This is a genomic window from Sphingomonas vulcanisoli, from assembly GCF_011761305.1.
GTDB lineage: Bacteria > Pseudomonadota > Alphaproteobacteria > Sphingomonadales > Sphingomonadaceae > Sphingomonas_I > Sphingomonas_I vulcanisoli.
In genome coordinates this window covers 63,316-77,595 of the sequence record NZ_JAAOZC010000010.1, presented here as the reverse complement: position 1 = coordinate 77,595, position 14,280 = coordinate 63,316, and the positions used below count along the sequence as shown (strand labels likewise).

General features: G+C 62.7%; 15 protein-coding genes. 8 read left to right on the top strand and 7 right to left on the bottom strand.

Going from position 1 to position 14,280, the window contains the following annotated elements:
• Window positions 1-11: 11 nt before the first annotated feature.
• The 5 genes from ccoN to FHS31_RS14790 all read right to left on the bottom strand — a co-directional run bounded on the left by ccoN (window position 12) and on the right by FHS31_RS14790 (window position 4,651).
• Window positions 12-1,652 carry a cytochrome-c oxidase, cbb3-type subunit I gene (ccoN, locus tag FHS31_RS14810; protein ID WP_167074928.1) on the bottom strand — a complete coding sequence of 547 codons (1,641 nt, stop codon included), beginning with the start codon at window positions 1,650-1,652 and terminating at the stop codon, window positions 12-14.
• 150 nt (window positions 1,653-1,802) lie between these two features.
• Window positions 1,803-2,825 carry an alcohol dehydrogenase AdhP gene (gene adhP, locus FHS31_RS14805; protein ID WP_167074926.1) on the bottom strand — a complete coding sequence of 341 codons (1,023 nt, stop codon included), beginning with the start codon at window positions 2,823-2,825 and terminating at the stop codon, window positions 1,803-1,805.
• Window positions 2,826-2,836: 11 nt separating this feature from the next.
• Window positions 2,837-3,070 (bottom strand): hypothetical protein, encoded by a 234-nt coding sequence (locus FHS31_RS14800; protein WP_167074924.1) that lies wholly within the window; start codon window positions 3,068-3,070, stop codon window positions 2,837-2,839.
• Window positions 3,071-3,097: 27 nt separating this feature from the next.
• Window positions 3,098-3,772 (bottom strand): NAD(P)H-dependent oxidoreductase, encoded by a 675-nt coding sequence (locus tag FHS31_RS14795; protein ID WP_167074922.1) that lies wholly within the window; start codon window positions 3,770-3,772, stop codon window positions 3,098-3,100.
• Window positions 3,773-3,850: 78 nt separating this feature from the next.
• Window positions 3,851-4,651, bottom strand: coding sequence for a universal stress protein (locus FHS31_RS14790; protein WP_167074920.1), 801 nt, complete (start codon window positions 4,649-4,651; stop codon window positions 3,851-3,853).
• Between the two features lie 158 nt (window positions 4,652-4,809).
• On the opposite strand from FHS31_RS14790, the gene pdxH reads away from it, so the two are divergent.
• Window positions 4,810-5,406 carry a pyridoxamine 5'-phosphate oxidase gene (gene pdxH / locus FHS31_RS14785; protein ID WP_425057241.1) on the top strand — a complete coding sequence of 199 codons (597 nt, stop codon included), beginning with the start codon at window positions 4,810-4,812 and terminating at the stop codon, window positions 5,404-5,406.
• 110 nt (window positions 5,407-5,516) lie between these two features.
• Here the strand turns inward: pdxH and FHS31_RS14780 are convergent, their stop codons facing one another.
• Together FHS31_RS14780 and repC are read right to left on the bottom strand one after the other, a co-directional pair.
• Window positions 5,517-6,416 (bottom strand): replication initiator protein A, encoded by a 900-nt coding sequence (locus tag FHS31_RS14780; protein WP_167074918.1) that lies wholly within the window; start codon window positions 6,414-6,416, stop codon window positions 5,517-5,519.
• Between the two features lie 232 nt (window positions 6,417-6,648).
• Complete coding sequence (gene repC, locus FHS31_RS14775; RefSeq protein ID WP_167074916.1) at window positions 6,649-7,998, bottom strand: plasmid replication protein RepC; 1,350 nt, start codon at window positions 7,996-7,998, stop codon at window positions 6,649-6,651.
• A 544-nt stretch (window positions 7,999-8,542) separates the two neighbouring features.
• Here repC and FHS31_RS14770 point away from each other — a divergent pair.
• The 7 genes from FHS31_RS14770 to FHS31_RS14740 are packed head-to-tail and all read left to right on the top strand — an operon-like array spanning window position 8,543 to window position 14,181.
• Entirely contained in the window at window positions 8,543-9,190 is a 648-nt protein-coding gene (locus tag FHS31_RS14770) for a lytic transglycosylase domain-containing protein (RefSeq protein WP_279587917.1), read from the top strand.
• A gap of 2 nt (window positions 9,191-9,192) precedes the next feature.
• A complete protein-coding gene (locus FHS31_RS14765; RefSeq protein ID WP_167074912.1) occupies window positions 9,193-9,501 on the top strand; it encodes a TrbC/VirB2 family protein in 309 nt (102 codons plus the stop codon).
• 6 nt (window positions 9,502-9,507) lie between these two features.
• On the top strand, window positions 9,508-9,849 hold the full coding sequence (locus tag FHS31_RS14760) for a VirB3 family type IV secretion system protein (protein WP_167074910.1): 342 nt from the start codon (window positions 9,508-9,510) through the stop codon (window positions 9,847-9,849).
• Between the two features lie 4 nt (window positions 9,850-9,853).
• Window positions 9,854-12,247, top strand: coding sequence for a VirB4 family type IV secretion/conjugal transfer ATPase (locus FHS31_RS14755; RefSeq protein WP_167075018.1), 2,394 nt, complete (start codon window positions 9,854-9,856; stop codon window positions 12,245-12,247).
• A gap of 14 nt (window positions 12,248-12,261) precedes the next feature.
• Window positions 12,262-12,978, top strand: coding sequence for a type IV secretion system protein (locus FHS31_RS14750; RefSeq protein ID WP_167074908.1), 717 nt, complete (start codon window positions 12,262-12,264; stop codon window positions 12,976-12,978).
• 26 nt (window positions 12,979-13,004) lie between these two features.
• A complete protein-coding gene (locus FHS31_RS16810; RefSeq protein WP_167074906.1) occupies window positions 13,005-13,223 on the top strand; it encodes an EexN family lipoprotein in 219 nt (72 codons plus the stop codon).
• Window position 13,224: 1 nt separating this feature from the next.
• Entirely contained in the window at window positions 13,225-14,181 is a 957-nt protein-coding gene (locus FHS31_RS14740; RefSeq protein ID WP_167074903.1) for a TrbL/VirB6 family protein, read from the top strand.
• The last annotated feature ends 99 nt before the right edge of the window (window positions 14,182-14,280 follow it).

The following is a 14,280-nucleotide window of genomic DNA, read 5'->3' as shown; positions in this document are numbered from 1 at the left end:
GGTCTCGTTCCTTATGCGGCGAAAGGCTTGAGCGGATGATCGCGCGCCGGGTCGTAGGCCGCGGTCGTGAGCGGTGCCTCGTCGCGGCGCTTGCCGGCGATCGTCATCCAGATGTTCCAGGTCATGAAAAGCGCGCCCGTGAAGTAGAGCAGGCCGCCGAGGGTCCGGATCAGATAGTAAGGGTGGAGCGCCGCCACGACCTCGGCGAACGAGTAGACGAGGTAGCCGTCCGACCCATATTCGCGCCACATCAGGCCCTGCGTGATGCCCGCGACCCACATCGACGAGGCATAGAGAACGATGCCCAGCGTCGCGCACCAGAAGTGCCAGTTGATCATGCGCAGCGAGTAGAGGCGCTCGCGACCCCAAAGGCGCGGCGTCATGTAATAGAGCGCGCCGAAGGTGATCATGCCGTTCCAGCCGAGCGCGCCCGAATGGACATGGCCGATCGTCCAATTGGTATAATGGCTGAGCGAATTCACGCTCTTGATCGACATCATCGGGCCTTCGAAGGTGCTCATGCCGTAGAAGGCGAGAGCCGCCACCATCATGCGGATGATCGGATCGGTGCGGATCTTGTCCCAGGCGCCGTTGAGCGTCATCAGGCCGTTGATCATGCCGCCCCAGCTCGGCATCCAGAGCATGATCGAGAAGACCTCGCCCAGCGTCTGCGCCCAATCGGGGAGAGCGGTGTAGTGGAGGTGGTGCGGCCCGGCCCAGATGTAGAGGAAGATCAGCGACCAGAAGTGTACGATCGACAGCCGATAGCTGTAGACCGGGCGTTCGGCCTGCTTCGGCACGAAGTAATACATCATGCCGAGGAAGCCGGCGGTCAGAAAGAAGCCGACCGCGTTATGCCCATACCACCACTGGGTCAGCGCATCCTGGACGCCCGAAAAGGCGGAGTAGGATTTCGACCCCACCCACGACACCGGCAGCGAGATGTTGTTCACCACGTGCAGCATCGCGACGGTGATGATGAAGCTCAGATAGAACCAGTTCGCGACATAGATGTGCGGTTCGCTACGGCGAACGATCGTGCCTGCGAAGACAATCAGGTAGCAGACCCAGACGATCGTCAACCAAATGTCGACATACCATTCGGGCTCGGCATATTCCTTGCCCTCGGTCACGCCCATCAGATAGCCGGTCGCCGCCAACACGATGAAAAGCTGGTAGCCCCAGAACACGAAGCGCGAGAGCGCCGGGAAGGCGAGCCTGGCACGGCAAGTCCGCTGGACAACGTAGAAGCTCGTCGCGAGCAGGGCGTTGCCTCCGAACGCGAAGATCACCGCCGACGTGTGCAGCGGCCGCAGCCTTCCGAACGTGGAGAAATCATAATGGAGGTTGAGCAGCGGAAAGGTCAGCTGGGAGGCGATGACGATCCCGACAAGGAAGCCGACGACTCCCCAGAACACCGTGGCGATAACGCCCCAGCGGATGACCTCGTCATAATATCCGGTTTCAGCCGCCAACCCCTCCGGTTTACCGACCTCGCCCATCGCGCGAAACGCACAGATCAGGGCGACACCCGAACAGAGCGCCATATGCACGGCGAACGCCTGGTCGACCGACACGGCGCACGCCGCGAATAAGACCAGCGCTAGGAACAGCCAGATGCCAGCTCGGCTGACGCAGTCGATACCCGCCATTGGACTTGGCCCCCTTTTGAGCGCGCGTTTTCTCGATCGGAGAACCACATGGTCCACCGAGGTGTTTGACTGCCGGTGCGGCAGGGATGGGTGCAGTCTTAGGGAGGGGGGAAAGTCGCGATTATACGCAATTTCCCCAATGTCCCCCGGTTAGACCGAAAGGACGATCCGGCCTTCGACGTGGCCGGCGCTCAGGCGCTCGAACACCGCGTTGATGTTGTCGAGCTTATCGACGGTGACCGAAGAGCGGACCTTGCCCTCGACCGCGAAGGCGATGGCCTCGTCGAGGTCGCGGCGCGTCCCGACGATGGATCCGCGAACCGTGACGCGCTTGAGCACAACGTCAAAGATCGGCGTGGGAAAGTCTCCGGGCGGAAGCCCCACGAGCGATACCGTGCCCTTCCGTCGGGCCATCGCGATCGACTGACGAAACGCGGGCTGCGAAGGTGCCGTGACGAGGACACCGTGAGCACCGCCCCCGGTCAGTCGGACCACTTGCTCGACCGCATCGGGCGTACCGACATTGATCGCGGCGTCGGCGCCGAGCGACTTTGCCAGCGCAAGCTTGTCGTCGGTCGTGTCGAGCGCGACGACATGAAGTCCCATCGCCTTGGCATATTGGACGGCGACGTGGCCGAGACCTCCGATACCGGAGATGGCCACCCATTCTCCTGGGCGCGCTTCGGTTTCCTTCAATCCCTTGTAGGTGGTGACGCCAGCACACAGGATCGGTGCGAGCGCAAAGAAGTCCGACCCAGGCGGAAGCCGCGCAACATAGTCGGCTGCAGCAATGACATATTCGGCATAGCCGCCATCGACGCTGTAGCCGGTATTGTGCTGCTGCTCGCAAAGAGTCTCCCAGCCGGTTTCGCAATATTCGCAGTGGCTACAGGCATCGTGCAGCCAGGCGACACCCACGGCATCGCCCTCCTTGAAGGCTTTGACCCCCTGCCCCACCACCGCCACCCAGCCGGCGGCTTCATGGCCTGGCACGAAGGGCAGGCTCGGCTTGACCGGCCAGTCGCCACGCGCCGCATGAAGATCGGTATGGCAGACGCCACTCGCGATCACCCGGACGAGCAGTTCGCCCGGTCCGGGCTGCGGGATTGCTCGTTCCTCGATCACCAGCGGCTGATCAAAGGCTCGAACGACGGCGGCGCGCATCATGGCCATGCCCGATCGCCTCAGGCTGCGATGTCGATCATGGGTGCGGCGGCCGCCGCAACCCGGTCCGCCTCAGTCATCTGCGCCGAGGGCAGATAGCGATCGATCGCGCGGTCCAGATTGTCGATAGTATCGAGCGACAGGCGCTTTGCCCTCCGCTCCTGATAGGCCTGCTCGTAGGTCGCGAAGGCGAGTACGAGGATAAAGAGTGCGCCTCCGGCGACCGCCGCCCATAAGAATATCGTGCCGATCATGATGACCTCCGTCTGTTTGGGATGAATTCAGGCAACCGGTTCGATCGCTGCCGCTTGAGCGTGTCGCGCCTGGGCCAGGACCATCGCGCAGACGCGCTTGGTCTGTTCGCGGACCTCGTAGAGATATTGGTCGATCCACCGGGTCTTGGCGCCGGGCAGGATGTGACCGAAGTGCATATGCTTCTCGAGGTGCATGCCGAAGGCATGCGCGATGTAGTGATCGAACCCCTGGCGCATCGACCCCAATTGCCCCTGCTCGTCGAGCCAGATGTCCTTGGTCGCGGACGTCGAAATGCTGAACAGCCAACGGCCGGTGAGAAAGCCGATCCGATTTTGGAGGAGCACGTTTTGCGGGGTGACGCCGGACCCGAAGACCCGGTCGATATAGCCCTTGAGCATCGCCGGCGCCGATCCGAACCAGATCGGATAGATTAAAGTGAACACGTCGCAGCCGCTGAGCTGCGTCAGCTCGCGCGCGACATCATGCTTGGGATCCGCCCCGACGGCGGGCCGCTCGTCGTCGCGCAGCACGGGATCGAAATCGAGCGCGTAGAGATCGCGCAGCACCCATTCCTGGCCATTGCGTTCGACCTCGTCGCAATAAGCTGTGGCGATGCTGCGGCAGAAGCTGTGCGGGCTAGGATGACACAGGATCACGGCATGCCGGATCTTGGGTTCGTGATGGTCTGGCGGTTGGGCCATGTCTGCCTCCCAGTTTCGACTCGTTGGTTACGAAGCGCTGGCGGTCCCGACTGTTGGGATATGTACGTAAGTCGAGGCTCAACGCCCGAGGATGATCGGCAGGTCACCGAGCGCGAGCATGCGCCGTGTCGTGCTGCCGAAAAGATAATGACGCAGGTGGCTGTCTCCGAAGGCGCCCATGACGCAATAATCGGCGCGCCACGTCGCGCAGCGGATGCGCAGCCATTCGTCGGAATTGTGATCGCCACCCTTTTGCTTCGAGACGGTCACGTGGATGCCGTGGCGAGAGAGATATTCCGCCGCTTCGTCCGCAGGGATTTCATAGCCGCGATAGTCGACCGTGAAGAGCTCCACCGCCGAAGCCTTCTGCAGGAGCGGTACGCAGGCGCGCAGCATATTGGTCGCGCCTTCCGAGCCGTCCCAGGCGACCAGCGCACGACCTGTCGCGCGGAAATCCAGAGCATCCTCGGGCAACGACAGGATCGGTTTGCCTTTCAAGGCGGCACGCAACACGATCGGGCGAAAGTTGAAACCGAGCGGGTTGGGGGTCTCGCGCGTGAGCACGATGATATCGGCGAGATCTGCGGCGGCGGCCACGCACGCATCGGCGTCGCCTTGCGTATCCGTCCAGCGATAGCGCACCCCCTCGCGGTCAAGCTGCTCGGTCACGCGGTCTTTGTTGAAATGCTCACGGCGCTCTTCGTCGCCCAGCAACATCGCGCGCCCGGCTTCGCTATAATAGTCGCCGACGAGGTGCGGCACTTCGACGACGTCGAGGCACGACAGCTCGCCATCCAGCGCGCGCGCCAAGGCGAGCGCCGCCGATATGCGCGCGGTCTGACCGTCGTCATCGTGCAGCAGCAACAGGATCGATTTCATTGCCAGCACTCCGTCCAAAGATGGCGTACGTGGCGATACGAGGCCGCTCGGGCGGCCCATATTGGGAATGCTACTTACGCTAGAATGCGCGCTCCCGCCCGCTTAGGAAACGCATCATCCGGGCTTTTGCGGATAGCCGCTTGACCGCCGATGCCGCGATGGCGGCCGGCATGATCGACGAAACCGACCCTCACGCCCTGTTCGACTCCTGGCTCGCTGAAGCGCGTGCCGCAGAAGCAAACGATCCCGAAGCTATGACGCTGGCGACAGTCGATGTTGGCGGTCGCCCGTCCGCGAGGACTGTCCTGCTCAAGGGACAAGATCGGCGCGGCTTCGTATTTTACACCAACCAGCAAAGCCGCAAGGCGGCGGATCTCGGCGCCGATCCTGTTGCCGCTCTGCTGTTTCACTGGAAATCTTTACGCCGGCAAATCCGTATCGAGGGGTCGATATCGCGCGTGAGCGCGGAGCAAGCGGACGCCTATTTCGCCACGCGCCCGCGCGACTCTCAGCTCGGTGCCTGGGCATCCGACCAATCCCGCCCCCTCCTGTCGGAGGCGCATCTGGCGGCGCGGTTCCAAGCGATCGCGGTGCGCTTCAACGGCGGTGTGGTCGCCAGGCCCCCGCATTGGGGCGGGTATCGGGTCGAGCCCGTGAGCATGGAATTCTGGCTCGACCGGCCTCACCGCCTGCATCAGCGCCGCCAGTTCACAAGGACCGGCGATCGTTGGGAAAGCACGCTTTTATATCCATGACGAGGGCCTCTTGGCGTGAAGGTGCGCCGATCTGGTTAAATGATTATAGTCGAACGAACCGGACCGACCTCGCCGAGCATTCGAAGCTTCTTAGGTAAGACGCCATGGCATCACGCAGCCTCGAGCTGCAGCGACGGCGGCTTCTTCTGGCGCGGTGTCAGGACCACCACGGTCTCGAGTTTCGTCATGCGTCGGCCGCGGCTGTCGGTCTTGCCCTCGGCGGGAAGGACTTCGCGCAACGTCACGCGATATTCCGGCAAACGGTCGTCGGCCTCGACCTCTTTCAGATGCTGCTTGAATTTGGAGATCGGAGCGGTCGATCCAACCTTCATCGACATCAATTCTATGGGCATTTCGACCTCATCGCCCTCGCAGTGGCAGCGCGCGATCTCATAGATGCGCCGCTCGATCGTCCCGAGGCGGAAATAGTCGTGATGATAGTCGTAGATATGCCCGTCGCGCTGAATGGCCCGATGCAGCCAGGCGCACAGGCGCACCCGAATGTTGCGGAGCTGCTCGTCGCCGTTCGGGAGCTCGATCGCGGTCGCGTTGACTTCGGACAGCCACGAAAACCAGCCCTTATCGATCATGTCGCCGGTTTTGATGTTGGTCTTAATCTGCGTGCCCTGAAGCCGGGCAAGCGCATCAGCGAACCGCTTATACTCGCGCTTTGAAGGGCGGAGCACGCCGGTGACGCGGAAAAAGTCGTGCGCGGTGAAGGTGAATTCCTGATCGACCTCGCCGCCCTTGCCGATCTCCTGGGCCATCAGCGACGCGACGTAGAGAATGATCTCCTTGTCGTACATTGTCGCCATGCCATCGGAACTTGGCTTGATCTGGATGCTGACGTTGCCGTGCTTATACTCGACAGGGGTTTTCACGGCGACCTTGGACAGCGCGAAAAACGGGAAATCCATCATGCTGCGCTCGCCCCGGACTTTGCCGTGGAGCGGGCTGTCGACATCGAACAGGTCGCCCTGCCGGATGATGATGGACTGGTGCTTCGCCATATCGTCCCCTTCGGTGCGCCGATTCTCCTTACCCTGCCCCGTTTTACCTCGCATTGCTTTCACACGCACCCATCAACCGTGACGACCTGCCCGAAAGCACGAGTCTTTGGCCTCGAGCTGTGGACAAGTGCGATTCCTACCCTAGCGACGCCTCTCCGTCCCCTTCAGGACTCGTGCTTTCGGGCATCATGTCGCTGATCCGGTGTTTTTGACCGTTGAAGAGGCCTCTCGATCACGACGTTCTGCCCGAAAGCACGAGCGCCATCGCGCGCCGGGCGAGATCGCCCATCGCCCGCGGATCCGGACCATCGTGCATCGCCCGCATCAAATGACTCTGACGATTGTCCTTTAAGCCGTGGAAAGTGCGGCCTAAATGGAGCGTGCCCTTCTGAGCCTTGCCGTTCATGCCACGCAGATAGGCACCGGGCTGGCGCACGTCGCCGGCGTGATATTTGTGGACCGTCGCGATGACCGAGGCCGCAGCGCCGCGCTCGCCCATGACGCGCCGAGCCTCATGCCAGGCGGTTTTGTGGATGCCCGCCTGGTCTGCGAGCCGTTCGGCCAGATGGATCACATCGCCCCAGCCGTGCTGTGAATGACGGAGCGAATGACAGAGCTCGGGTGAAACCGATTCGATGAAGGCCGGATCAACGCCATGTTTCTCCAAATCCTCCTCGACGCTGGACGCGACGGTCCGAGTCTGGGCGAAGCCTTCCCCCCTACTTCCTTCCGGAAAGCCACTACTGGTAACTGCGTTAGCAGTTTGGGGTTCAGTTGTAGTTGTAGAGTGCGTGCATTCATCCGCATCCGAGCATGTAATAATATTGGTTTCTGACTGCATCTGCTCTGCTTGGATCTCCACCAAAGCGGCGGCAATCTCAGCTTCCAGAGCACGTCCGCGCTGCTCCATCTGCTCCACGCAGCCGGTCAGGAGGTCGATGTCGCGGACATTCTTCATCTGGCGGGTCGCGCTAAGCACGAGGGCCAGCTCCTCGTCGGCCGCCGTACCGACCAGCATATGGTCGATGGCGGTCTGGGCGAGGCTCGAAATACGCCGGCGAACGGCGCCCAGACGCTTCTTCAGCGCATCGATAGCTGCATCCTCGGCCATCCCGCGGGCGGCGGTTTGCCGGAAATCCTCGATGCGGGTGCCGATCGGCGCGAGCACGATGCCATAGGCCCACTTGATCGTCCCGTCGGCGTTTCGTTGGCCGCCACGGTGGCCATTGGGGCTATCGAGATGGCTGATCAGCCGAAGCCGAATGGCGCGATCGAGCAGATTTTGCAGCTGCCGCACGCCCAGCCCGAGCTTACGGGCAAGCTTCTCGTTGCGGGGCCAGACGATCGGGTTGGCACCCCCGCGCCAGTCTAGCGGCGTCGTCCACGCGAACAGCACGTCGATCAGCTGCACGACGCCGGCTGGAATCTGCATATAGGGTGCGGCCCGCTTGAAGGCAGCAAGAGCTTGTGCCGGCCCACAATCAGCGGGCAACCCACGAAACTCTCCTGCAGTCTGCTCCGCCTGCGCCGCGAAGGCGTCGAAGCGTCGGAACCCGGATCCAGGTGAACAGGCATAGGCCATCGTTCGGTAACTCCCTGTTGCGGAGCCCGTGCAGACAAACGAAGCCGTGGCGCGAAACGAGCGCGCTTCGAGCTTGTTGATAAGTCGGGAACCAGCTAGGAAGTGACTTCCACCTCGCCCCTAGCGGGCAACCCGAAAAGCCCGGCCTTGCGCCGGGTTTTTCATGTCAGCACGGCGTCTCCTCGCGCATCGTTGCACCGGTCGGTCTTGCGATGCCGCCAGCGGTCCGACGGCTCCCCGAGAGAATCGCCCACAGGCGAATCGTCGGTCATCGGACGCCCAATCGTTAACCGAGCGGGGGCACCGGCCCGCGCAGCAATCCTCGTGCTTTCGGGCAGAGCCTGCCCGTAATGTTCGTGCTTTCGGGCAGGTCGTCGCGCTGGACGCGCTGTGGCGCTCGTGCTTTCGGGCAGGTCGTCCCCGCTCGATAGTTCGATTTTGATACGGGATCCGTGGCGTCTCCTAAAGCCTTCGCCGCAACCGTCAGCTTAAAGTCAGCGACCGAAAAAGTCTGGCACGACCCAAGTGTTCATGGGCGGTGAGTATGACGCTAACTTTGGCTGTTGCCTCTGCCCTAGCCAGGCAATGCGCACCTCAGGTCGCCCCGACGACGATGGTCGCGCTCGTTCTTAACGAGAGCGCTCTCAACGAGCTGGTCATCGGCGACAACACTTCGCACCGTGTCTATAAGCCTGCGAGCAGGGCGGAAGCCGAAGCGCTTGCCCAATCCCTGATCGGCCAAGGCCACAGCATCGATATGGGTCTCGCCCAGATCAACAGTCACACGGCAGGGCGGATTGGCCTTCCGGTCAGCGATGCGTTCGATCCGTGCGCGAGTATCGCGGCCGCCGGCCGGCTGATGGTCTCGACATACCGCAAGGTCGCGCCCCGGGCACCGACCGTTCAGCATGCACTGGCGGCGACCTTGTCGACCTACAACACCGGCGACAGTGTGCGTGGGATCGAGAATGGCTACGTGGCGCGCGTGTATCGCGCCGCCGCGCGGTCGGCGGGCACCGTCCCATCGGCAACCACCATCACCACAAATTATCAGAGGACCGTGCGACCCGGGGGGGACGCGCTGGCCGCTGGCGAGATGACCAAAGGAGCCGCCAGTCCGGCGTCCTGGGCAGTCTTCGGCGCCCCTGCGACCAGCGCAGACGTCTTTCCATCCACCCCGAAAGGACGGTAAATATGCGAGCAAATCCCCCGATGGCCCGCGTCGCGATCCAGCCGATCGCGATTGCCTTGATCATCGCCGTCACGAGCGCCTCGCCCGCAATAGCAGCCGGCACGGCGGACATTCAGAGCTTCGTCGACAGCATCAAGGATTGGCTGACAGGGGATCTCGCCAAAAGCGTTGCTGTCATCGCCATCGCCGTCACCGGATATCGTTTCTTCACCGGGCGAGCGAGCGCCGGACCACTCATCGCCGTCGTAGGAGGTATCTTCCTGATCTTCGGTTCGGCCTGGCTGCTGAGCAAGATCACCGGCAACGGCTGAACGGCCGTGTCCCCCTCCGACGAACCGCTGATCGCAGAGCCGGTCTATCTGGCGCTGAGCCGTCCACCAATGTGGCTCGGGGTTCCACTCGATGCCGCACTCCCGATTGCGATCGCCGCGGTTCTGGTCCTGCTCGTCACCAACAATCCGGTCTACGCGGTCATGCTCGGCGCTGCCGGGTTCATGGCGGCACGCCTGATCGTGCGCCACGAACCCAATGCCTTTCGCCTTCTCAACCTTGGTCTGCGGACGAAATGGCGCAATCGCGATCGCGGCTGGTGGGGGGGAAGCTCCTATTCGCCGCTGCCGGTCGCGCCGCTTCGTCGCAAGGGCTTTGCCGGTGAATAAATCGATGCTCGACTTTGCGGCGCGCACGCCCTGGAGGGTCGCCAAGCGCGAGCGTGAGCCGGAGGAATTTCTTCCCTATGCCCGGCACGTCGGCGACGTCGTCGTGACCGACGACGGCACGCTGCTGGCGGTCCTGCGGCTCGATGGCATCTCATTCGAGACCGCCGACAAGAGCGACCTCAACGGTTGGCACGAGAAGCTCAACAGCATCCTGCGCAACGTCGCCGACGAACGGGTCGCCTGGGTCACCCATGTCGTGAGGCGGTCGTCCGATGACTATCCCGGCGGCATCTTCCGCTCGGATTTCGCGCGCTCGCTCGACGCCGAGCACAAGGCACGCGTCTCGGGACAACGCGCGTTCGTAAACGAACTCTATCTGACGATCGCGATGCAGCGCGCGGTCGGGGCGGCCGACAAGCTGGTCGTTTCCCTCTCCAAACTCTTCTCGAACCGGGAGCGCGTCGATGCGCTCGCCGATGTCGATGCCGAAGGGCTTCAGCAATTCAACGAGCGGGTCGACGAGACGGTGAAGCTGCTCGGCCGCCTCAATCCACGTCGCCTGAGTCTCTACGAGCATGACGGGCTGATGTTCTCCGAGCCGCTCGAACTGTTCGAACTGGTGCTCATTGGACGTCGCCGCCGCGTACCGCTGGTGCGCGGGCATCTCGGAACCGCGCTTTATGGTGATCGCATCATATTCGGCCGCGAGCTGATCGAGATCCGCGCGCACGATCGCAGTCGTTTCGCCGGCATCTTCGGCATCCGCGAATATCCCGCGAGCACGCGGCCTGGGCAGCTCGACGCGCTGCTCAATGCCTCATTCGAATGTTGCCTGACCCAGAGTTGGGCGCCGGCTTCGCGCGCGATCAGTGCCGACCAGGTGCGCCGCCGTCGCAGACAGATGGTCTCGACGGACGACGAAGCGATGAGCCAGGCCACGGCGCTCGACGAGGCGGCCGATCATCTCGCCAGCAACCACTTCGTGATGGGCGAGCATCATTTCTCCCTCGCGGTCTTCGGTTCGAGCATCCGGGAGCTGAACGATCATCTTTCAGCGGCGCGCGCGTTGCTCGCCGACGCCGGGCTCGTCGCAGTGCGCGAAGAAAGCGCCAATGAGTCGGCCTGGTGGGCACAGCTGCCGGGAAATGCACGGTGGCGCGCCCGCCCGTCGGTCATCACGTCGCGCAACTTCGCCGCCCTCTCGCCCTTCCACACCTTTCCGACCGGACAGGTCGCCGGCAACCATTGGGGTCCGGCAATCGCCCTGCTCCAGACGACGGCACTCTCACCCTTCTATTTCAGCTTTCACGTCGGCGACGTCGGCTTCACCGGCATCCTGGGACCGACCGGCTCGGGCAAGACCGCCGCGCTCAACTTCCTCATGGCACAACTCGAGAAGACGGGATGCCGGCAGATCTTCATCGACAAGGATCGCGGCGCCGAAATTTACGTGCGCGCATCAGGAGGCACGTATCTGGCGCTTCGCAACGGTCAGCCGACCGGCTTCGCGCCGCTTCAGGCGCAGGAATATGATGCCGATTATGTAGCGTTCCTCGGCCGCTTCATCCGCCAGTTGGTGACGCCGCCCGGCGGCAGCCTCTCGGTCAGCGAGGATCGCCTGATCGACGACGGCCTGATCGCGCTCGGCCGCTTGCCCGTCGACCAGCGCACATTCGCCGAGCTGCGCGAAGTGCTGGGTTACCGCAATCTCGAAGGTATTGGTGCGCGTCTCGAGCGCTGGACGCGCGGCGGCGCGCTCGGCTGGGTCTTCGACAATGACGCCGATCTCGTGAGCCTCGAGGCTCGTTTTGTCGGGTTCGACATGACCGACTTCCTCGACAATGCCGAGGTTCGCACTCCGATCATGATGTACATGTTCGAGCGGATCGATGGCGTACTTGCTCGTAAGGAGCGGCTCGCGGTTGTCATTGACGAATTCTGGAAGGCGCTCGGCGACGCGCAGTTCACGACCTACATCGAGAATGCGCTGCTTACCTGGCGCAAGCTCAACGCCTTTCTGATCTTCGCCACGCAGAACCCCGAACACGCGCTGCGCTCGACGATCGCCAGCAGTATCATCGGCCAGACCCCGACCTGGATCCTGCTGCCCAACCCACGTGCCGACGAGCGCCAATATCGGGAGGGCCTGGGCCTGACCGCCAAGGAGTTCCGGCTGCTTCGCTACGAGCTCGTGCCGGAGTCGCGGCAGTTCCTGATCAAGCAGGGCAACAATTCGATCGTCGTGAGGCTCGATCTCGATGGAATGGACGATGCGCTCGCCATCCTGTCGGGCCGATCGTCGACGGTTGGCCTCCTCGATGAGATCCGCCGTGAGAAGGGGGACGATCCCGCCGACTGGCTGCCTGTTTTCCACGAAAAGCGGCGGGGGCTCAGGTGAGAAAGGACTTGGTTATGCGTGCAGGCTTGCTCTTCCTGCCCCTCGCGATCGTCGGCGCCATGCCGGCATCGGCGCAGGGCATCGCGGTTCACGACAATGCCGCGCTCCTGAAGCTGATCGACCAGGTGAAGACCGCCGGCAGTCAATTGCAGGCGTTGGAGAAGACGTACAATCAGGCAGTCGACGCTTACAACAATGCGCACGGCCTGACGAACGCGAACGGCGTCGCCAACATCCTCAACAGCGATGCCTCGCGGCGCTGGCTGCCATCGGGCGCGCGCGACATCGAGCAGCTGGCGAGCGGGTCGACCAACGGCCTTGGACAAATCGGGCAAGCGGCGGCCAATATCCGCGCCGGCCGCCGTGTCAGCCTGCCCGATTTGCCGACATCTGCGACCGACAGCGATCGCGCGACCCGGACCCTGCTGACCAGCAACGGCGACAGGGTTGCGACAAATGCGGCGGTCGCGGATGCCGCCTTTGGGGCGACGACGACCCGGACCGAAGGTTTGGAGCAGTTGCGCCAGGCACTCAGCACCGCTTCGACCCAGAAGGAGGTGCAGGATCTGCAGGCGCGGATCGCGATCGAACAGGCCCATATCCAGAATGACGCCATGCAGCTGCAGGCGGTGAAGATGCGTCAGGAAGCTGAAGATCGCCTCCAAGGTCAGCAAGCCGCCGAGCAGGCGATCGCGGAGCGTGCGGCAGACGCGGCGCGGAGGCATCAGTGAGATTAGGCTTGCTCGCCATTGCGACGATGCTGACGGTCTCAGCCTGCTCGAAACCGGCCGAGCCGCCGCGAGCACGATCGATCGATTATTTCCGCGCCCATACCGACGAGCGTGCATCGACTGTTCAACAGTGCGAGCATCCCGCTGACGGGTATCAAGCCCGAAACCAGGAGGAGTGCGGGACCGCAGAAGCTGCCCAAGCGATGGAAGAGCGCGCGGCTGACGCTCGGAAGTTGGCGCATTGATATGGCCTCGGACGACGGCCACCTCTTCAGCTCTGCTTACACCTACTTCAGCGGGCAGCTCGATACGTTTCTCGATGCGAGATATACGAGCGTCGTCGATGCCGTGCGCGGTCCGCTGACTGCGGCCCTCGTCATCTACATTGCAATCTATGGCTATGCGATCCTTCGTGGCGTCGTCAGCGAGCCATTTCAGGACTTCATCTACCGCATGGCGAAGATCTGCCTGATCTTCGTCGCCGCGACGACCGTCGCCTACAAGGATTGGGTCACCAACCCGCTCTTCCACGCCGCACCGTCTGCAGTCACCCAAGCGGTCTCGGGCAAGGACTATACGTCGATGGGAGACGTCTTCGACAAGCTCGAGGACAAAGCGAAAGTCGTCTCACAACGCTGTCGCGATAAGGCGCAAGCGCTTCCGGTCACCCAGCTTGGCTATGAGATCGAACTCTATATCCTCGCGTTCTTCGTTGATCTGGCGTCCGAGATCGCCGCGGTCATTGGTTTTGGTGTCAGCATGATGGCTGTGGTCGCACTCGCGGTTATCATCGCGCTCGGGCCCATTTTCATCGCGCTGTCGCTGTTCGAATGGGGCCGTAGGTTCTTCAATGGCTGGCTCGGCCAAGCCTTCAACTACATCATCCTGCTAGCCGTCATCACGACGATGGCCGCGCTCATCACTGACCTTGGCGATACGGCGGTCACCGGCGTTTCGTTAAGCAGCCCGGAAAATCAGGCTGCCTTCTACATTACGTATTTCCTGCTCGGCGCCTTCTTCTTTTTTCAGGCGCCCTCGCTCGCATCGGGCATTGCGGGCGGTGCTTCGGTCGGTGCCGGCGAGTTTGCCGGATCGATGATCGGTGCCGGTCTGGCGGCGCGATCCATGCTCCGTCGACCGACGCCTCGACCTCCCAAACAGCGCCCACCTCATGAATTTTCCGGAGGATCCATCAGCGCATGACTGCTCGCTTCGTCTACGCCCGCCTGGTGGGCTCAGCCATGATCGCCGCGACGATCGGACTCACCGGGTGCGCCGGTAAATTGCCTAAGCTCGCGGTGT